The 18,767-nt window shown below is 63.8% G+C and carries 18 protein-coding genes and 1 tRNA gene; 6 read left to right on the top strand and 13 right to left on the bottom strand.

What is annotated here, in order from left to right; genetic code table 11:
• Positions 1-145: 145 nt before the first annotated feature.
• Positions 146-901: an SDR family oxidoreductase gene (locus DZK26_RS10090; RefSeq protein WP_116897035.1), complete on the bottom strand. Its 756-nt coding sequence runs from the start codon at positions 899-901 to the stop codon at positions 146-148.
• A 105-nt stretch (positions 902-1,006) separates the two neighbouring features.
• Here DZK26_RS10090 and DZK26_RS10085 point away from each other — a divergent pair, with 105 nt between their 5' ends.
• Together DZK26_RS10085 and DZK26_RS10080 are read left to right on the top strand one after the other, a co-directional pair.
• Complete coding sequence (locus DZK26_RS10085; protein WP_147306586.1) at positions 1,007-2,206, top strand: hypothetical protein; 1,200 nt, start codon at positions 1,007-1,009, stop codon at positions 2,204-2,206.
• A gap of 229 nt (positions 2,207-2,435) precedes the next feature.
• Positions 2,436-3,581, top strand: a complete 1,146-nt coding sequence (locus DZK26_RS10080; protein WP_258870807.1) for a PilT/PilU family type 4a pilus ATPase — start codon at positions 2,436-2,438, stop codon at positions 3,579-3,581.
• Positions 3,582-3,599: 18 nt separating this feature from the next.
• Here DZK26_RS10080 and DZK26_RS10075 read toward each other — a convergent pair.
• Positions 3,600-3,675 (bottom strand) — tRNA-Ala (locus DZK26_RS10075).
• A gap of 113 nt (positions 3,676-3,788) precedes the next feature.
• Here DZK26_RS10075 and DZK26_RS10070 point away from each other — a divergent pair.
• Complete coding sequence (locus DZK26_RS10070) at positions 3,789-4,955, top strand: alpha/beta hydrolase (protein WP_116897037.1); 1,167 nt, start codon at positions 3,789-3,791, stop codon at positions 4,953-4,955.
• 13 nt (positions 4,956-4,968) lie between these two features.
• Here the strand turns inward: DZK26_RS10070 and DZK26_RS10065 are convergent, their stop codons facing one another.
• Positions 4,969-6,336: a M24 family metallopeptidase gene (locus tag DZK26_RS10065; protein ID WP_116897038.1), complete on the bottom strand. Its 1,368-nt coding sequence runs from the start codon at positions 6,334-6,336 to the stop codon at positions 4,969-4,971.
• A 21-nt stretch (positions 6,337-6,357) separates the two neighbouring features.
• A complete protein-coding gene (locus tag DZK26_RS10060) occupies positions 6,358-6,651 on the bottom strand; it encodes a hypothetical protein (protein WP_116897039.1) in 294 nt (97 codons plus the stop codon).
• Positions 6,652-6,882: 231 nt separating this feature from the next.
• Between DZK26_RS10060 and DZK26_RS10055 the strand changes: the two genes are divergently transcribed.
• Positions 6,883-8,376, top strand: coding sequence for a phospholipase D family protein (locus tag DZK26_RS10055; RefSeq protein ID WP_220336987.1), 1,494 nt, complete (start codon positions 6,883-6,885; stop codon positions 8,374-8,376).
• An 83-nt stretch (positions 8,377-8,459) separates the two neighbouring features.
• Here DZK26_RS10055 and DZK26_RS10050 read toward each other — a convergent pair whose 3' ends face one another.
• Both DZK26_RS10050 and DZK26_RS10045 read right to left on the bottom strand, forming a co-directional pair.
• Positions 8,460-9,257 (bottom strand): ABC transporter permease, encoded by a 798-nt coding sequence (locus tag DZK26_RS10050; protein WP_116897041.1) that lies wholly within the window; start codon positions 9,255-9,257, stop codon positions 8,460-8,462.
• Entirely contained in the window at positions 9,254-9,856 is a 603-nt protein-coding gene (locus DZK26_RS10045) for an ATP-binding cassette domain-containing protein (protein WP_116897042.1), read from the bottom strand. The genes DZK26_RS10050 and DZK26_RS10045 overlap by 4 nt, the downstream gene beginning before the upstream one ends.
• Positions 9,857-9,973: 117 nt before the next feature.
• On the opposite strand from DZK26_RS10045, the gene cysK reads away from it, so the two are divergent.
• Complete coding sequence (gene cysK / locus DZK26_RS10040) at positions 9,974-10,936, top strand: cysteine synthase A (protein ID WP_116897043.1); 963 nt, start codon at positions 9,974-9,976, stop codon at positions 10,934-10,936.
• Between the two features lie 10 nt (positions 10,937-10,946).
• Here cysK and DZK26_RS10035 read toward each other — a convergent pair whose 3' ends face one another.
• The 7 genes from DZK26_RS10035 to DZK26_RS10005 form a co-directional block, all read right to left on the bottom strand.
• On the bottom strand, positions 10,947-12,605 hold the full coding sequence (locus DZK26_RS10035) for a hypothetical protein (RefSeq protein WP_116897044.1): 1,659 nt from the start codon (positions 12,603-12,605) through the stop codon (positions 10,947-10,949).
• 128 nt (positions 12,606-12,733) lie between these two features.
• Positions 12,734-13,558, bottom strand: a complete 825-nt coding sequence (gene mddA / locus DZK26_RS10030) for a methanethiol S-methyltransferase (protein ID WP_116897045.1) — start codon at positions 13,556-13,558, stop codon at positions 12,734-12,736.
• A gap of 73 nt (positions 13,559-13,631) precedes the next feature.
• Positions 13,632-14,066 (bottom strand): GFA family protein, encoded by a 435-nt coding sequence (locus DZK26_RS10025; protein ID WP_116897046.1) that lies wholly within the window; start codon positions 14,064-14,066, stop codon positions 13,632-13,634.
• On the bottom strand, positions 14,063-14,524 hold the full coding sequence (locus tag DZK26_RS10020; protein WP_220336989.1) for a cupin domain-containing protein: 462 nt from the start codon (positions 14,522-14,524) through the stop codon (positions 14,063-14,065). Before DZK26_RS10020 ends, DZK26_RS10025 begins: the two co-directional genes overlap by 4 nt.
• Positions 14,525-14,609: 85 nt before the next feature.
• The gene (locus DZK26_RS10015) at positions 14,610-17,063 is read right to left on the bottom strand and encodes a serine/threonine-protein kinase (protein ID WP_181918244.1); all 2,454 of its coding nucleotides are present in this window, start codon (positions 17,061-17,063) and stop codon (positions 14,610-14,612) included.
• Complete coding sequence (locus tag DZK26_RS10010; RefSeq protein ID WP_116897048.1) at positions 17,060-17,605, bottom strand: ECF-type sigma factor; 546 nt, start codon at positions 17,603-17,605, stop codon at positions 17,060-17,062. The genes DZK26_RS10015 and DZK26_RS10010 overlap by 4 nt, the downstream gene beginning before the upstream one ends.
• Positions 17,606-17,665: 60 nt before the next feature.
• Complete coding sequence (locus DZK26_RS10005; RefSeq protein WP_116897049.1) at positions 17,666-17,929, bottom strand: RNA-binding protein; 264 nt, start codon at positions 17,927-17,929, stop codon at positions 17,666-17,668.
• 383 nt (positions 17,930-18,312) lie between these two features.
• Between DZK26_RS10005 and DZK26_RS10000 the strand changes: the two genes are divergently transcribed.
• A complete protein-coding gene (locus DZK26_RS10000; RefSeq protein ID WP_116897050.1) occupies positions 18,313-18,522 on the top strand; it encodes a cold-shock protein in 210 nt (69 codons plus the stop codon).
• The last annotated feature ends 245 nt before the right edge of the window (positions 18,523-18,767 follow it).

Genomic DNA, 18,767 nt, shown 5'->3' with positions numbered 1-18,767 from the left:
TTACCCGCCATCAGCCTGCGGAGCAGGCGGGCGGAATATATTTTGACGTGTCGAAGCCCGCACAGCGGCCGGAAGCAACAAGCAAGCTGCCAGCAAAACACGGGATGAGCCACCCGACAAACCCGACCTTGAAGAGGCCACCAACTCAGGCGTTTTTCGCAATCACCTTCAATGGAAGGATTTTCATCACCCACCCGATGGGCCGCCAGGGCCACCCCGGCACGCAGGCGGTGGCCGGCGCGCGCTCGATGGCGCGGACCATGGCGCGGCTGCCGGTGGCCTCGTCGACCTCGAAAGGCATCTTGCCGGCGTCTTCGTTGAGTTCGGTGCGGATGAAGCCCGGCAGCAGGGTGGTGACCCGGATCGGCGTTTTCATCAGCTCGGCGCGGATGCCTTCGCCCAGGTGGGCCAGGCCGGCCTTGCTCGCGGCATAGGTGGTCATGTGGCCGGGCAGGCCGCGCACGGCGCTCATCGAGGAAACCAGGACGAGGTGGCCGTGGTTCTGCTCGCGAAAGATCTCGACGGCGGCCTCGCATTGCGCCAGCGCAGCCACCAGGTTGGTTTCCATGACCTTGCGATTGTGGTCGAAGCGACCGGTGCCGATGCGCCGGCCGTCGCCGACGCCGGCGTTGACGATCACGCGGTCAATACGGCCCAGCGTGCGGGCGAAGTCCCTGAAAACCTCGAAGACACGGTCGTGATCGTTGACGTCGAGGGCACGCAACTCCACGCGAATGCCGTGCTTGCCGCCGAGTTCCTCGCGCAATTCCTCGAGGCGATCGGTACGGCGCGCGCACAGCGCCAGGTTGCAGCCTTTCGCGGCGAATTCGCGAGCCATTCCGCGACCCAGTCCGGAGCTCGCGCCGGTGATCAGAACGTTCAAATCTCGAGATGGAGTCATGCAGACATTATGAACCATGGCGTCTAGCGTGGAAGATTTCACGGATTTGAAGCGTGAGCGTGAATTGATTAACATGACCGGCGGGCCTACCCGGGAGAGTGCCTCATGCATCAACCTCCTCTCTCCGTACCCGCAATGGTCATGGTCGTTGCTCTGTGCATTCTGGCGTCAACACTTCCGGAATACGTCGCGGCGCAGACGGCTTTTTCCTATCAGGGCAGAATCGAGACGCCACAGCAGCAAGACGTTGCCACGGTAGACCTGGATTTTCGTCTCTATACCACTGAAGACGGCGACACCCAACTCGGAGACACTCAGTCCTTCAGCGATGTCAGCCTGGTCGATGGCTTGTTCGAGGTCAGACTTGACTTCGGCGATCAGCCGTTCGAAACCGGTCTCTGGCTGGAAGTGCTCATCGACGATCAAGTGGTCCAACCGCGACAGCCCATCAAATCGGTACCCCTGGCAATCCGCGCCCTGAACGTGGAAGGTGCAGCCGGTTCCAGTCCATGGGAAGTGGAAAGCCACGGTATCCACTTCGACCAGGGCCAGGTCGCCGTGACCAATGGCTCCGGATCTGATCCGGTGCTTCTGGTTCAGGGCGGCAGTGAGGGAGGTGCAGCCACCTTCTCAACTTCGGCAATCGATTCACACGCAATTGTGGGCGAATCTCTGGGCCCTCCGGATCCGGAAGATAGTGAATCCTTTCCCTCGGGCGTATTGGGCATTTCGGAAGATGGTGCGGGTGTTCGAGGTGTGGCGGCCGGAGATTTTGCCTGGGCCGGCTATTTCGACGGTCCGGTCCGCATCAACGGTTCGCTGCTGGTCGAGAACTCGATTTTTGCCGATGACAAGTCCGGGTTCCTCGTCGATATTGCGATCAACGCGGGGTCATCCGAACTAAGCCGCGGTGATGTCGTGGTCGTTACGGGCGTGGCCTCGGAGGAAATTGCATCCGACATTCCAGTGCCGCGAGTAAAAGTGAACAGCAGACCCGAAAGCAGCGCGGTCATCGGCGTCATTGATCGCCGTTTTGTCCGGGACGAACAAGGCAGAGAAGAACTCATCGAGGAGCCGGCAGCTCCAGGTGACTACGTCAGCCTGGTGACCTTGGGCGCGTTTTCCGAAATCAAGGTCGATGCCGAAAATGAAGCCATTCACGCAGGCGATCTTCTTGTTTCATCTCCCACTCCCGGTCATGCAATGCGAGCCGCCGACCCTGCGCCCGGCACAATAATCGGAAAGGCTCTTGCGGATTTTGCATCCGGAAGGGGCCGCATTCCGGTTCTGGTCAATATGCAATAGCGAAGGAAGAGATTCGATCCCATGCACCCCGGATTGGTGTGCTAAATGCGCTGGTCGCAAACGACACGCACGATCCCATTTAATGGATGCAAGAACACGAGCAAATCGGCAGAAGCCATAGGTCGATTCCGCACATCCGCTCTACACACGCCGCCGCCAAGGATGTAGGCGGTCGGACATCACCTGTCGGAGCGCAGCAACCTGATTGCAAAAGGATGAACGGAGGCATATGCTTGATTCAGTTGGCATGCCGGAGGGGCTGTCCATGGATATCGAGCACTACCTTCGGGGGATGGTGGAGCATCAGGCATCCGACCTGTTCTTCAGCGCCGGCACGCCGGTGGGCATCAAGATCGAGGGCCGATCGCAGCGCTTCGACGACAGGCCGCTGACGGCGAAGGACGTTCAGCGACTGGCCTATTCCCTGCTCGACGACGAGCAGATCGCCGAGTTCGAGTCCGAACTGGAACTCAACCTGGCGGTGGCGAGGGAATCCCTGGGTCAGTTCCGAATCAACCTTTACCGGCAGCGCGGTTCCGTGGCGATGGTGATTCGCCATATCAAAAGCGAGATTCCCTCGATCGAGGCGCTCAACCTGCCGCCGCTTCTCGAGGAACTGATCATGATCCCGCGCGGCCTGATCCTGGTCGTGGGCGCGGCCGGCTCCGGCAAGTCGACCACCCTGGCCTCGATGATCGACTACCGCAACCGGAACAAGACCGGCCACATTCTCACCATCGAGGAGCCGATCGAGTTCGTGCACCAGCACAAGCAGTCGATCGTCGATCAGCGAGAGCTCGGTCTGGATACGCTCAGCTATTCCAACGCGTTGAAGAACGCCATGCGCGAGGCCCCGGACGTCATCCTGATCGGCGAAATTCGCGACCGGGAAACGATGAAGCATGCCATTGCCTACGCGGAAACCGGGCACCTTTGCCTGTCGACGCTGCATTCGAGCAACGCCAACCAGACCCTGGACCGGATCATCAACTTCTTCCCCGAGACCGCGCACCGGCAGCTGTTCGTCGACCTGTCCGACCACCTGCAGGCGATCGTCAGCCAGCGGCTGGTACCGTCAGTCGACGGGCACCGCGTGCCGGCCGTCGAGCTCCTTGTCCGAACGCCCTACGTGGCCGACCTGATTCGGAAAAACGATATTGACGGCATCAAGGAAGCCATGAAGGAGGGCGGCCAGGCCGGCATGAAGACATTCGACCAGGCCCTGCTCGACCTTTATCGCGAAGGCCGCATCACGAAGGAGAACGCACTGGCCCACGCCGATTCGCGCAACGACCTGGGGCTGGCCATCCGCATGCTCGATCAAGAGCAGCCGGAGAAGATGGAGGTTGAATCACCGGCCGGCCGGCTGGGCTGATCGTAATGACGGGAAAAGTGGTGGAGCCGAGGGGAGTCGAACCCCTGACCTCAGCAATGCGAATGCTGCGCTCTCCCAACTGAGCTACGGCCCCACGGAATCGGGCTGGCCGCGTATTTTACCCAACTTCGCGCAGAAAAGTCACCAAGCAACCAAATACACGCACGATAGTCCAATATACCGCTGCCTACCTACAAGGAACGCCGCTTGACGCCTTACCGATACCTTTACGCCTCCGACTTCCACGGCCTTGCCCGGCTGGCGGTCGATGGTGTGGCGGGCACCAGCCACCTGGTCGAGCACCTGCACGCCACCATTGCCCGAACGGCCTTCCCCGTGGGTCCACCGGCCCGGGAGCGCTCCCGGGGTATCTCCGGTATGGTTTATCGCAGCATTCGCGGCATCAATGCCGCCGTCGGCGTATCAATCGATGCCATTGCCTCCCCGTTCGTGGCCCGGCAGACGAAAACGGGCGCATCCGGGACACGGGAACACTGGATTGCCGTGCTCAACGGCGTTCTGGGCGATCATCTAGCCACCAGCGACAATCCGCTGGCCATTCCCATGTCGTTCAGGCTGGGGGGTGAGTCGCTGGCGCTGGAGCGACCGGCCCTGGCGGAGCGCATCGAAGCACCCACCGGCAAGCTCCTGATTGCCGTCCATGGCCTGTGCATGAACGACTTGCACTGGGAAACGGCTGGAGAAAACGGCGAGCGCCGACCCGGCGTGCCCGCCCGTCTCAGTTCGGCACTCGGCTACACGCCGCTCTACCTGCACTACAACTCCGGGCGGCGCGTGAGTGAAAACGGCAACGACTTCGCGACCTTGCTCGAGGCGCTGGTCGAAACCTGGCCGGTCCCGGTCGAGTCCATCACGATCCTGGGCCACAGCATGGGCGGCCTGGTGGCCCGGAGCGCGCTCGACCGGGGGCTGCGTCAGGGGCTTCGCTGGCCCGGATCGCTGGAGCGCATGGTCTACCTGGGCACACCGCACCATGGGGCACCGCTGGAGCGAGCCGGCCATCGCTTCGAATCCCTTCTGGGCATGAGCCCCTACAGCGCGCCGTTCAAGCGGCTCGGCGGCATCCGCAGCGCGGGCATCATCGACCTGCGCCATGGCGGCCTGCCGGTATCAAGCGCCGGCGTCGAGGAATTCGCCATCGCCGCAACGGCCCGAACCCGGGCCGGCGGCCTGACCGGCGGTTTTCTCGGTGACGAACTGGTGCCCCTCGACAGCGCCCTGGGCCAACACCCTGACCCGGCACAGGCGCTGGATATTCCCGAAGACCGCCGCCGAATCCTGACCGGCGCAGGCCATTGGGCATTGATGCACCACCCCGAGGTCTATCGCAGCCTGCGCCGCTGGCTGCGCTGAACAATCAGGCGCGCTACTGCACCCGGTGCCACTCGGTCTGGCGGCCGGCCAGGTAGATCACGCGCTCACCGTCGAACACAGCCGTTTGTTCGAGCTTGATGTTGACGAGCTGGTCGTCCCATTCCGGTAGCGGCGTCATGATGCTTCCCTCGATGGCGTAGGCGGTGTTTTCGTGCAGCGGCCAGTCGCCTGTATTGGTCACTTCGGCGGGCAGGTCCCACATGCCGACGGTGGGCCCCGGTCCGTGGCCGAAGAAACCGATGGGGTGGGTGTAGATATTGAACGACCAGGGTGCGTCGACCATGCTTGATTGCGCGGCGGCGAGAATCTCGTTGCCGGTCCTGCCCGTGACGAACTCTTCCGTGAGCAGGTCCTGCCAGCGATTGCCCTCGGCCAGGGCATCGACCAGGCCCTGCGGAACCTCATTCTCGCCGGCCTCGAGTACGTAGGCCATTTCCTGGGTGTCGGTACACAGCTTCAGGTAGCAGATGCCGACATCGGTATGCAGGACATCGCCCGGCTGTATGGTGCCGCTGATGCCGCAGAAGGAATCATCCCCGCCGCAGTCCTCGCCGGGGCGCTGGATGTTGACGTAGGGCATGAACCACGGTTCCAGGCCCAGTTCCTCGAAGCGTTGACGAATGAACCAGGCGACGTCGTCGGTATGCGTCACGCCGGGCGTGATGACACGGGCGGAAAAGGCCTCGGCGATGACGCCGCGGGCAATCGAGACGGCGTGCGGATAGACCGCCAGTTCGCGCTCGCTGCGCGTTTCCAGCCAGCGCACCACCAGTTCCTCGGCGGGAACCAGGCGATCGTGGATGTCGTCGGGGAGGGCGGCCACAAGCTTCTCGTGCAGGCCATGGGTCAGACCGTCCGCTTCGGGCCAGTGCTCGGAGACGTTGATGCCGATACGTTCAGGATCGCGCTCGACGATGAGTTCGGCCAGCGCCTTCCATTGTTCATCCAGCGAGCCGCCTTCCCAGACGGACTCGTAGGGGTCACCCAGCGGATAACGATTGACGGTGAGCCGATCGACCGAGCCGTCATCTTGCCGATCGAAAACCAGCATGGTGGTGCGTCGCGCGGCAAAACTCGGCTGCGGCACGAGGGTGAAGTAGACCGGATCCTCGGCGTACTCGCGGTTGAGCACCAGCCACATATCGATGCCGGTATCTTCCATCAGGCCCGGCAACAGGCTTTCGAGCCGATCGGTGAGCATGGCGTTCTCCGGCTCGACGCGTTCGCGCGAGGACAGGACCGCCCGGTCGGCGGACTCGATCACGCGGCCTTGTTTGAAGGCGTCGGTGTCGGCAGCGAAAGTCGAGTGCACAAGCAAGACGGCCGGCAGCACTGCCAGCAAACCAATGGGCCTGATCATGGAGTCTCCTTGTGTAACGGCCTACTTGAAGTGCGACTTGAAATAGTTGAACGAGTGCTGCAGCGCATCCCAGGTGTGCTCGGCCTCGCGCTTTAGCTTGTTCCACTGCAACTCGCCGCCTGCTCGGACCTCGTCGAGCTTGTTGGCCAGCTCCTTGCGCTTGCTTCGAAGTTCGGCGAGGCGCTCTCGATATTCCTCTTGTGCCTTGGAACTGACCTCCTCGGTCCGGCCCTCGAATTCTTCGATCTTCTCGTCGAGCTCGTCGAGGCGGGACTTGAGTTGCTCGATGAATGCCTTTCTGTCTTCACTGCTCATGGTGGACCTCCTTTGATCGTAGCAAGGCGGCTACATGGCAAGTTTACGCCACCCCGACGGGAAGTTGGAAAATCACGATACCCGGATTCTCCCGCCGAGCGACTGCCCGGTTGCAAATTCCGGAAAGCGACAACATGCTTGCCTCATGAAATGGGTGCAATTCGCACAAAACGTTGTGGTTTTCCGTGGCGCCGATTGCTCGCCGTTACGGTCGTTGCCGGATTGATCGTCGTGTTCTGGCCCCGGCTGCCTGAATATCCCGACGCGGCTCGTTCGAACGCGCTGCCGATTGATGCGGCACGCGAGACAAGGCTGGGCCGTTCGCTTGGGGAGCAGATCAGTGATCATCCCGGCGAGAGCGGCGTCCACCCGTTGTACGACCCGCTCGACGCTTTCGCCGCACGTTACCTGCTTGCCCACGCGGCCGAGCGCACACTCGATATCCAGTACTACATCTGGGGCGACGATCTGACCGGCACGCTGATGCTGCACGCCCTGCTCGAGGCGGCCGACCGCGGTGTGCGCGTGCGGCTGCTGCTCGACGACAACGGCATCGAGGGCCTGGACGACAAACTGGTGGCGCTTGCCGGCCACGAGAACATCGAGGTGCGGCTGTTCAACCCCTTCGCCCTGCGCTGGCCACGCTGGGTCAACTACCTGACCGATTTTCGCCGTATCAACCGGCGAATGCACAACAAGTCCTTCACCGCCGACAACCGGGCCACCATCGTCGGCGGGCGCAACATCGCCGACGAGTACTTTGCCGCCGGAATCGGCTTACTGTTTTCCGACGTGGACGTGATTACCGTCGGCCAGGTTGTCGGGGATGTTTCGGCGGATTTCGACCGCTACTGGAACAGCGAGTCGGCCTGGCCGATCGAATCTCTGGTCGCGGCACCGAAGGACGATCCGGGCCGCCGGCTGCGCCTGGAAGCCGCCGAGTTGAAAGACGACAAGCGAGCGACAGCCTACCTGGACAACTTCGAACATTCGACCTTCGTCGAACAGTTCCTCGACGGCCGCCTGGCCATGTTTTGGGGGCGGACGGCACTGGTCAGCGACGACCCACACAAGATTCTCGACAAGCCCGGGCCGAAGGGTTCGCTGAGTGAGCAGCTGCAGGAAACCATCGGGCTGCCGGGCAAGCGGATCTACGTGGTCTCGCCTTACTTCGTGCCGACGCGCAATGGCGCGAAACTGTTTACCGACCTGGCCGAAAGCGGCGTGGAAGTCGTGGTGCTGACCAATTCGCTGGAGGCGACCGACGTGGCCGCCGTGCACTCGGGCTACACCCGGTTTCGCAAGCGGCTTCTGAAAGCCGGGGTGAAGCTCTACGAGATGCAACGCTTTTCGGGCCAGGAGCGGATGCGCGGCAAGGGACCGTTGGGCAGCTCGGGCTCGAGCCTGCATGCCAAGACCTTCGCTGTCGACGGTGAGCGCGTGTTCGTCGGCTCGTTCAATTTTGACCCGCGCTCGGCACAGCTCAACACGGAGATGGGCCTGTTGATCGATAACCCTCAACTCGCCGAACAACTGGCCGAGACCTTTGCCGGGGAAGTGCCGCAACGCGCCTACTCCGTCCACCTCGATGACGAGGGCGGGCTGTACTGGATCGAACAGACCGAAGCGGGCGCCCTCCGTCACGAACACGAGCCGCACACCAGTGTGTGGAAACGCATCGGCGTGGCGATCCTCGCGCGCCTGCCCATCGTCTGGTTGCTTTGAGCGGCCCGTTATAGCCCGGCGGCGAACCGGCTATTTCACTTGATCAGATGAGTCGACCACGATCATGACGCCCTTTTCCGGCGTTACCGGTTGAGGCGGTCGATACGCAGCCGTTCTCGATGGTCGAACAGGCGGCGGCTGCCCAGCGAAACCGCGACCATGGTGCCGAAACCGGTGCCGGCAGCGATTGTGAACATGATCAGGATCTGGTACTTGACCGCCAGCGCCGGCGGGCTGCCGGCCAGGATCTGCCCGGTCATCATGCCGGGCAGGCTGACGACACCGGCCGCGGCCATGGCGTTGATGATGGGAATCATGCCCGAGCGCATGGCGTTTCGGCGAATCTCGGAGATGGCCTCGAGCCAGGTCTGGCCCAGCAGCAGGCGGTGTTCGATCATCGCGCGCTCGCGCCAGGCCGATTCGGTCAGCCGATCCAGGCTCAAGGCGATTCCGTTCATGGTGTTGCCCAGCAGCATGCCCAACAGCGGAATCGCGTACTGCGGCGAGTACCAGGGATCGGGCCCGATCACCACCAGCAGCGTAAGCACGGTGACACTGAAGGCCGAGACGAACATCGAGACGGTGCCGATGCCGAAAGCCCAGCCGCCGACAAAGCGATGCTTCTGGCGCGCCATAACCTCTCGGCCCGCCAATAGCAGCATGACCAGCGCCATCAGCGCAATCCAGCCCAGCGCCCCGACGGCGAACAACGCTTCGAGTACCAGGCCGACCAGGGCCAGCTGCACCACAGTGCGGCCCGCGGAAACCAGCAGTGAGCCACTCAGACCCAGGCGGGAAAACCACATGCTGCCGGCCAGCGCAAGCACCAGCACCGCCGCCAGGGCGAGCTGCCACCAGCTGAGATCGATCACGCCACTCATGCCGCCACCTCGAGTTGCGAGCCGGCCACGCGAAGATGCCGGTCGGCGACACGATCGATCTGGGCAGCGCTGTGGGCCACCCACAAGGTCGGCATGTCACGCTCGCGGATCAGCCGCGAAAGCCAGGTCTCGACCTGTTCGGCATTTTTATCGTCCAGATTGGCCGTGGGTTCGTCCAGCAGCAGGGCGCGCGGGCCGGTCGACAGCGCCCGCACCAGCGCCAGGCGCTGCTTCTCACCCGAGGACAGCCGCATTACCGGCCAGTTCTCGACGCCGGCCTCGAAGCCCAGTTCGGCCAGTGCCTCCGGCATGGGCCGGGCGAAGTGTTCGCCGACGCGCTCGTGCCACCACTGGCTTTCGGACGGCACCAGCATGACCGCACGGCGCCATTCATGCGCGGGCATGGCGACCTGTTCGATTTCGCCCAGGCGAATGCGGCCGGCATGCGGTTCCAGGTCGGCGATGGCCCGCAGCAGGCGGGTCTTGCCCGAACCCGACGGCCCGGACAGGCACACGATCTCGCCGGGTGCCACTATGAGGTCAACGCTGGCGAGCGCACCGACGCCCACCTGCTCGAGTTCGAGCGCTTCGGCTTCCACGTATTGTTCACTCCCGCGTTCCCGACCAAAGTGTAAGCTACGTCAACAGGCGTGTCGGACAACGAGTTACGGCATCAGCTGTCAAAGCATCCATACCCGAAAGCGGGAGGCCCGAGCATGATTTACGACAACATCCACCAGACCATCGGCCGCACACCGGTGGTGCGCATCAATCGACTGGCACCGAAGCACGTCGACTTCTACGTCAAGGCCGAGTTCTTCAACCCGCTCTCGTCGGTCAAGGACCGGTTGGCCATCGGCATTATCGACGACGCCGAGAAGCGCGGCGACCTCAAACCGGGCCAGACCGTGGTCGAGGCAACGTCCGGCAATACCGGCATCGCACTGGCGATGGTCTGCGCGGCCAAGGGTTACCCCTTCGTCGCCGTGATGGTGGAAACCTTTTCGATTGAGCGGCGCAAGCTGATGCGCGCGCTGGGCGCCAAGTTGATCCTCACGCCCAAGGAAGAAAAGGGCACCGGCATGGTCAAGAAGGCAAAAGAACTGGCCGACAAGCACGGCTGGTTCCTGGCGAGACAGTTCGAGAACGAAGCCAACCCCGCCTATCACCGCAATACGACCGGCCCCGAGATCCTGCGCGACTTTGCCGGACGGCGCCTGGACTATTTCGTGACCGGCTGGGGCACCGGCGGAACCATGACCGGGGCCGGCGAGATGCTCAAGCTGGCCCGGCCCGATATCCGGATCATCGCCACCGAACCGGACAAGGCGCAGCTGATGGCCGGCAAGGAATGGCAGGCACACAAGATCCAGGGCTGGACCCCGGACTTCATTCCCAAGGTCCTCAAGATCGACATCGCTGACGAGATCGTGCCGGTCACCGACGAGGAAGCCCGCGACACCGCCCTGGCTCTGGCCAGCCGGGAAGGCATCTTCACCGGCATCTCCGGCGGCGGCACCGTGGCCGCCGCACTGAAAGTCGCCGAGAAGGCCGAGGAAGGCGAAGGCATCCTGGCCATGCTGCCGGATACCGGCGAGCGCTACCTGTCGACCTTCATGTTCGAGGACATCAACGAAGGCTCGGACGACGACTGGCTGGCCGAATACACCGGGAGCTGAACCATCCGGCTCAGTCGCCGCTGGCCAATTTCCGAACCCGGCGGATGCTCTTGCGCTCAGCCGCCGGCGCCACTTCGAGCAGTCTTGCGGCCCAGCGCTTCGCTGCACCCGGATCACCACTTGCTTCGGCGGCACCGACCGCCCCGATCAGGGTGTTGTAGCGACCCGGCCACTTTTTGTCGGAACGCTCGAATGCAGCCAGGGCCTCATCGGGCCGGTCCAGGGCCAGCAACAGTTCACCCAGTGCCTCGTAGGGCGGGTAGAGTGCACCCGGAGTGACCGGGTGCTTTTCGACCGTCGGCTCCAGTTCACCGGCCGCGCGCATCAGCTCGAGCGCACGCTCGGAGTCGCCCTCGGCATGCGCGATGAATCCGGCCAGGATGTGGCGATCGACCTCGATATAGACCGAAAATCGTGCATCGGCGGCCGATTCAGCCTTTTCGGCCAGCTCGGCAAGCCGGCGCTCGGCCTGCCGGGCCGCCTTCAGGTCGCCGGCATGGACCGCACCCAGGCCCCGGGCGAACCAACTCATGCCCTCGGGCCAGTGAAACTCATCCCATGCGATGTAGTCGGGCACTCGCGGCTCGATGGCGGCCGCGGCTTGCCAGTCGCGCCGCTCCACGGCCAGTCGCGCCGGAACGGCCGCGAGGTGAAAGGCGCCGGGAAAGTTGCCCTGGTGGGGATGTTTCTCCCATGCCGCATCGCGGATCGTTTCCGCACGTGAATCCTCACCACGCTGCAAATGACCGTAAACCAGGTAGTCGATGGCGTGAATGTAGTGGAAGGACAGCGCGCCATCAGCCTGATGCTCGAGTGCGGCCTCGGACGAGCGTTCGTTCCACTCGATCACCGCCGGCCAATCGCCGAGCCGGACGTAGATATGGGACGGCATGTGCAGGGCATGCGGCACATTGGGTGCGATCTCGCCATAGGAGGCGACGATGTCCGGGGCGTTCTCCGCCCGGCCGTCAGCATCGGTGGCGTGGATGGTGTAGTGGACCGCGCCGGGGTGGGTCGGCTCTTGCCGCCAGACTTCGGCCAGGACCGATTCCGCCTCGTCGTGCAGCGCGGCGGCATCGTCGGCCCGTTGCGCCTCGGTCAACAGCGACAGCCCGTACAGCGCCGCGATGTCGCGGTCGTCGGGATGGGCGCGGAAGGCTTCGGCGATGCCCTCGATCCAGCCTGGAAGCCGTTCCCAGAGCCGGTCGGTTTCAGGCTCGAAGAATGCGGCGGTGGCCTCGATCAGGCGCCGCTCACGCTCACTGTCAACCGTTTCACTGGCGCGCTCGATAGCCTTTCGCCCTCGCTCGATCGCTTCACCCGAGGGGGTGGTGCTCCACAGCGGCTGGAACAGCGTGGTGGCCACACCCCAGTGCGCCATGGCGCAATCCGGGTCGGATTCGGCGATCGCGGCGAAATCCCCGCGTGCCTGGACGTACATCATGTGGTGCATCAGCGCCAGGGCGCGATCGAAGCTCTTGCGGGCTTCCTCGGCGCAATCGGCCCGAAAATCGACCGTGCCGATCGATTCTCCGGCGCCGACCGGCGCTTCGTCGTGCATTTCATGCTGGGCGGCAACCGGTGCCGCCAGCACGAGCGCCAGGCCGAGGGACCCGAGCAGGGTCCGGGGGATTCGGCGCGCGAAGCTTTGCAGTGCGGGATCAATCATGGTGACACCTCCGTTTCAACCTGGGTGATGGTTGCGCGGGGCCCGGCATGAAGTCGATCCTGCGCAGAAGCGATCCTGAACGATGCCAGTTTACGCCCTATCTCCGTGCAGAGTTGTTCAGAGGTTCCCTAGGCGCGACCGCTCGCACCGGAGCCTTCCGGCGTCTCGTCATCCCGCCAGGTCCTCCCGGGCACGGGAACGAGTTGCGGCACTTGCTTCTGGTAGCGCTGGTAGTCCTCGCCGAGGTAGCGGACCAGGTCGCGCTCTTCGAGCTGGACGCCGATGAGGATATAGACGGTCATACCGCCGGCGAACAGCACATGGCCCAGCGTGACATGCGGTACCGTCCAGAACGCGAGCAGGAAACCCAGATACAGCGGGTGACGGACGACTCGGTAGAAAAGCGGGGTCACGAACCGCGGCGGCTGCGCCTTCCGGCCGCGGAACTGGCTCCATATCTGTTTGAGACCGAACAGGTCGAAGTGGTCGATCAGGTAGGTCGAGACGAAAGTAATGCCGAATCCCACCGCGAAGAGCGTCCACAGCACGGCCTGGCCGGTTCCGGACTCCACTGACCAGATCACCGGCCCCATCGGCCGCCATTGCCAGAACAGCAGGATCAGCAGCAGGCTCGATATCAGGACGTAGACGCTGCGTTCGGCTGACGCCGGCAACATTTGCTTCAGCCAGCCCTTGAAACCCGAACGCGCCATCACGCTGTGCTGGACGCCGAACAGGGCGATCAGCGACAGGTTGATGACCACCGCCAGCCCGACCGGCCCGGTTTCGCGGCCGAAGCTGACCGAGTACGGCACCAGCCAGGCTAGCGCGGGGATATGCTCGACCAGTGCCGTAGTCTGCAGGTTGCCCACGAAAGCGATGAAATAGAGAAAAGTCGGCAGGAAAACGAGATAGGCGACTATCCCGAACAGAAGAATCAGGACTCTTTGCATGTCTGTTACTCCCTGGTTTTAATGGCCCACCCAGGGAAACGGTCAACCGGCTTCCGACCCGCCAGGAAATTCGCTACTCCTCGACGAGCTCTCCCGAACCACCGAGTTCGGCCGGCACGTCGCGTTGCTTGGGCAGGCCGTCAGGGATTCGCAACACCGACTCCTGGTAGTGGACATGCAGGGCGGGCCGAAAATCCAGTTCGGGCAACAGGGCGGCGTAAACATCGACCAGGCCCATTTCCGGATGGTCGGTGAGTACGTGACCCCCGCAGTGCTCGCACCACTGCCGACTGCTGCGCGGCGATTGGCTGTATTTGGCCAGGTGCTCTTCGCCACGCACCACCTCGACGGCTTCCGGCGGCCAGAGCGTGAAGGCATTGACCGGGCCGGCCGACCAGTGACGGCACGATTCGCAGTGGCAATAGCCCATGGCCGCCGGCTCACCGCGCGCGACCACTTCGACAGCGCCGCAGAAGCAACGCCCGCGGTACTCCGGTTGAGCGCTCACTGATCACCGGTCGGCATGGCGTCGATCGGCTCGACGAAGGCGATGAACAACACGCAATCTCCCGCATCGAGGCACCTGGCCGAATGCGGGTGTTCCGGCGGTCCCCAGGCATAACTTCCGGGTTCGAGGATTACGGGGTCCTGCCCCTCATAGCTGATCTCCATCCGGCCCGAAACCAACACCATGCGCTCGGCAGAGGTATGGGTATGCTCCGGCACGGCCGTGTCGGGCGGCAGCTTGAAGAAGATGTCGGCATTGGGTTCGGCCGGGTTGCCGTGCAACACGCCGATCCGGCAGGACTCCGGATAGAACCCCGGGCAGGGGTCCCATTCAATGGCCGGGTCATCGGCGGAAAGGACCCGCACCCGTTCTCCGGCCATTGCCGGCGAGGACAGAAATCCGAGCAGCGCGGCGACGAGCAACAAGAGGGATCGCCCCCCGTCCATAAGACGCAGCATGTTGGTCTCCTTATTCACTTGGGTCTCGGCAGGCGAAGCGGATTCAGACGGCCGAACCCGCCAGGAGATCGACTCGGTCAAGCAATTACCGGAGTTGTACGGTGCGGCGGTCGAGGCGCTCGACTACGGGATGATTGGCCAGCCCGTGCACCTCGAAAGCCTGTCGAGCCTCGTCGAGACGGGCGAGGGCTTCATCACGGCGGTCGAGGCGGGCAAGGATGTCAGCGGCAAGCAGGCGACGGTCGGCGCCGTCGAGCAGCTTGTCCGGCGGGATCGGCGTGTCCAGCAACGGCTCGAGTTCGGCCAGCGCCGCCTCGGGCTCGCCGGCGCGCCAGTGGCAGGCCGCCCGGGCTTCGCGCAGCTGGGCCCGTTCTCGCTGATGGTTGAGAAGCTCGACATCCTCGCCGATTGCATCGAGCACCGCCTGGCCGTCGTCACCGTGCCGGCATCGCGCCCAGGCCAGCAGCATATCGACGCTCACCGCGAGCCGGTGGTCGAAATCCCGTGCCTGTTCGGCCATCAGTTCGCGCGCGCGCTGCATATCGGCCGCCGCCTGGTCGAGGTTGCCGAGGCGTACGTGGAAATGTCCTCGCGTGCTGTAGTAGAGCGGCCATTCGTCCGGGTCGTTGCCCCGGAATCGCGCGTATTCCTCGCCGGAATCTCGCAAGACCTCGAAAGCTTCGTCGACCTCCCCGGCCGCCAGCAGCACGCGGGCGAGTGTACGCCGGAGCGAAGCGCGATAATCTACCGGCTCGTCGTAGATACGATCGTAGAGCGAAAGCGCCCGGCGCGCCCGGCGCTCGGCCTCTTCGAAGTGACCGCGGGCGAATTCCAGTCCGACACTGTTGGCCAGGCTGACCACATAACCCTGACCCGCTTCACCCTGGATGTCGCGGAAGGCGGCCAGCGACAGATCGCGGAAGGCGGCGGCGCGATCGAGATCACCGGCGGCACGGTGCAGCCCGGCCAGGCTGTCAAGCAGGCCTGCCCGAGCCGTGGCATCCATCGCCCCGGGCGGCGGCATCTGCCACCATAGCGGTTCCACCAAGGCAAGCGCCCGATCGTGGCGACCTCGATAGCGCTCGACCCAGGTTCGGGTGATGCGCACGCGCACCAGCGTGTCCCAAGTGTCGGCTTCCCCGGCGAGCAGGCCTTCGGCTTCAATCAGCAAAGCTTCGGCATCTTCTAGGGGGTCTCCGGCTGCAATCATCAGCCGGGCCAGGCGCTGACGTGCGCGGGCCCGGTCCAGTGCCGACAGGGGCCCGGCAGCGTCGGCCAGCGTCAGTGCGGTTTCCAGCAACGGGGCGGCATCGTCGTAGCGGCCGCGGGCACGGTATACCTGTCCAATGGTCGAAAGCATGTCGAATCGCTCGCCCGGCGGGGCGGCCTCGGGATCCATCGCCCGCTCGGCGCCGCGATCGAGAATTTCCTCGGTGCTGGGCAGTTCTTCGCGCGGTCGATCGGGCCGAGTGGCCCGGAACAGGTCGGTCAGAAACCGGCTCAGCGCCTCGGCGCGAGCGAGCGCGCTTTTCGTTTCGGACAGGGCGGTTTCCGTGCGTTCGGCCTGGGCGCGGGCGCGGTCCCGTTCTTCGGCCAACTGCAAGGTCATCCAGGCGCCGCCGCCGACAATGATCGCCACCGCCACGGCGGACACCGCCGAGACCAGCACATTGCGTTGAATCAGGCGTTGCAGCCGATAAAGCGCGCCACCGTCGTAAGCGGTCACGGGGCGGCGGGCCAACCAGGCGGCAATATCCGATCCCATCGCTTCGGCCGAGGCATAGCGGTCTTCGGGTGATTCGGCAGTTGCCCGGGCGATGATCGAACGGAGGTCAGCGGGAATCGGCTCACTCCCGACCAGGTCTTCGAGCAGTCGTCCGAGCTGCCAGATATCCGAAGCAGTGGTGAGTGCTTCGCGACGCCGCTGTTCTGGACTGGCATAGTCGGGCGTTAGCCCGTAGCTGCTGCCGAAACCCGCCCCCCGGATGCGGGAAATACCGAAGTCGACCAGCCTCGGGCGACCACGCCCGTCCACCAGGACGTTAGTCGGTTTGATGTCGCCGTGGATCAGGCCGCGGCGGTGGGCGTGGTGCACGGCTCGGCACAGCGTGCGGACGAGTTCGAGGCGTTGATTCAGCGTCATCGAGTCGGCAACGCCGTCGACGGTGGCGCCGTCGACATGGTCCATGGCAAACCACAGCATGCCGTCTTCGGTTTCCCCGCCGTCGATCAGACGCGCGATGTTGGGATGGTCGAGACTGGCCAGCAATTCGCGCTCGCGGGCCAGCACGCCGCGGCCACCGGGAACCGGGCGGTCGCCGCGCAACCACTTCAAGGCGACTTGTTGGGAATAGGCACCGTCGGCGCGCTCGGCCAGGTAGACGACCCCGCTGCCACCGCGGCCGATCTCGCGCTCGATGCGCCAGGCGCCGATGCGCTCACCCGGCCGGGGTTCGCGGATTTCACTGAGATCGCGCAGAAAGTGACCGAATAGCCGCCCCTCCAGCGCACCGCCGGGCTTGAGGGGGTCGTCACTCACGAGGCCAGCCTCCGGCTGAGCCAGTCGCGGGCCTGTTGCCACTCGCGCTGAACCGATCGCAGGGACCGGCCCGTGGCCTCAGCGGTTTCGGGTTCAGTCAGGCCGGCGAAGAACCGGCATTCCACCACCCGGGCCCGGTCCGGATTACGTTCGGCCAGTTGTTCGAGGGCCTGGTCGACGGCCAGGAAATGCTCGGCCTCGGCCCGCACGCTGGCATCGTCCTCGCGCAGCTCGAAATGCTGCGCACCACCGCCGCGCTTGTCCGCCAGGCGTTCGCGCGCGTAATCGCACAGCAACTGCCGCATGACACGGGCGGACAGGTTGAAGAAGTGGGCGCGGTCGTTGACGGCGAGATCGCCGCTATTGAGAAAGCGCAGATAACACTCGTGGACAAGACTGGTCGTATCGAGCGCTTCGTTTCCCCGACGGCAGCGGTGGGCAAGCTGCTTGAGGTCCACGTACAGCAACGCCACCAGCCGGTTGAGGGCCGGCTGGTCACCGTCGCTGGCGGCGTGGAGCAGTTGTGTCAGTTCACCGGGCATGGTTGCCACTGCGGGCTAAAGAACCCGCAGATCAGCTTACCACTCCCGGTTACGGGAACTCTAGCGGCGGCCGCCGCGCTTGCCGCGCGGGCGCTCTTCGCGCACCTGCAGGGGCTGACCGTTGAACATCGAGCCGTCGAGCTCGGCCTGGGCGGCGCGCGCCTCGTGGCCTTCCATGTCGATCATGGCAATACCCTTGCAGCGGCGGGTGAAGATATCCATCGGCAGCTTGAGGCCGCGAACGGTGCCGTGCTTGGAGAACAGTTCGCGCAGGTCTTTCTCGCGCGTTTCCGGATGAATGTTGCGGATGAAGAGGGTTTTCATGTCGGGGGCGGCCTCCGGGCCGTTGGTCGTTGGAACAGCGATCGCCCCATGCCGGGTGTGGCCGGTACGGGAGCGATGGAACGGGGGACGCTGTCGGTTAGGGGCAGGCGTGAAGCCGGATGTCCATCCATCCGGACACTTCCAATGGTGGGTGCCGGAGGCTTTGGATACAAGGGCTGGGCAAAAAATCGGAAATAGTTGTGGCATTTTTCGAAAATAGGGCGTATAGTGCGAGGCGCTGCGGAACACAGCAGTGGTTGAATCTGAAAGTATTCCTTCCGTTTACCCCTCATTTTCCACCATCTGAACTCTACAGCATCACCGGGATCGGCCGTGTGGCCGAGTCCTGTACATCATATTTTTGAAAAAGGTAGAAAGACATCATGTCTAGCACAACTGGAACAGTGAAGTGGTTCAATGACGCGAAGGGATTCGGTTTTATTTCCCAGGACAATGGCGGCGCCGACGTATTCGTACATTTCAGCGCCCTCAACGGCTCGGGCTTCAAGTCCCTGGCCGAAGGCGCCAAGGTCAGCTTTGACGTCACGGACGGCCCCAAGGGCCCGCAGGCTGCCAACGTCGAAACCGTATAACGGTTTTTGACACAAGCTGCTTTGCCGAAAAGCCCCGCCTCTGGCGGGGTTTTTCATTTCAGGGGTGGGCGGTTGTGATCGGCCTGCTTCGCAGGGTGATAGCGGGTGGATCGTCAACTTCGCTGCCGCTGGGCTGATTGATGCCACCTCAAGCGGTGCGGGTCTCGACACTTCAAAGGCTGTTCCGCCCGCCTGCTCCGCAGGCTGATGGCGGGTAACTTTTCTCTCGCGCGAGAAAAGTCACC

This window comes from Wenzhouxiangella sp. 15190, assembly GCF_003417465.1.
In the GTDB taxonomy this organism is placed as follows: Bacteria; Pseudomonadota; Gammaproteobacteria; order Xanthomonadales; family Wenzhouxiangellaceae; genus Wenzhouxiangella.
The sequence above is the reverse complement of the archived record's forward strand: the minus strand, read 5'-3'. Positions and strand labels throughout refer to the sequence as shown.

Bases quoted from the DNA above. Each gene is read 5' to 3' on its own strand.
- DZK26_RS10090 (WP_116897035.1), bottom strand. From the start codon at position 901: ATGACTCCATCTCGAGATTTGAACGTTCTGATCACCGGCGCGAGCTCC.
- DZK26_RS10085 (WP_147306586.1), top strand. From the start codon at position 1,007: ATGCATCAACCTCCTCTCTCCGTACCCGCAATGGTCATGGTCGTTGCT.
- DZK26_RS10080 (WP_258870807.1), top strand. From the start codon at position 2,436: ATGCTTGATTCAGTTGGCATGCCGGAGGGGCTGTCCATGGATATCGAG.
- DZK26_RS10065 (WP_116897038.1), bottom strand. From the start codon at position 6,336: ATGATCAGGCCCATTGGTTTGCTGGCAGTGCTGCCGGCCGTCTTGCTT.
- DZK26_RS10060 (WP_116897039.1), bottom strand. From the start codon at position 6,651: ATGAGCAGTGAAGACAGAAAGGCATTCATCGAGCAACTCAAGTCCCGC.
- DZK26_RS10050 (WP_116897041.1), bottom strand. From the start codon at position 9,257: ATGAGTGGCGTGATCGATCTCAGCTGGTGGCAGCTCGCCCTGGCGGCG.
- cysK (WP_116897043.1), top strand. From the start codon at position 9,974: ATGATTTACGACAACATCCACCAGACCATCGGCCGCACACCGGTGGTG.
- DZK26_RS10035 (WP_116897044.1), bottom strand. From the start codon at position 12,605: ATGATTGATCCCGCACTGCAAAGCTTCGCGCGCCGAATCCCCCGGACC.
- mddA (WP_116897045.1), bottom strand. From the start codon at position 13,558: ATGCAAAGAGTCCTGATTCTTCTGTTCGGGATAGTCGCCTATCTCGTT.
- DZK26_RS10020 (WP_220336989.1), bottom strand. From the start codon at position 14,524: ATGCTGCGTCTTATGGACGGGGGGCGATCCCTCTTGTTGCTCGTCGCC.
- DZK26_RS10010 (WP_116897048.1), bottom strand. From the start codon at position 17,605: ATGCCCGGTGAACTGACACAACTGCTCCACGCCGCCAGCGACGGTGAC.
- DZK26_RS10005 (WP_116897049.1), bottom strand. From the start codon at position 17,929: ATGAAAACCCTCTTCATCCGCAACATTCATCCGGAAACGCGCGAGAAA.
- DZK26_RS10000 (WP_116897050.1), top strand. From the start codon at position 18,313: ATGTCTAGCACAACTGGAACAGTGAAGTGGTTCAATGACGCGAAGGGA.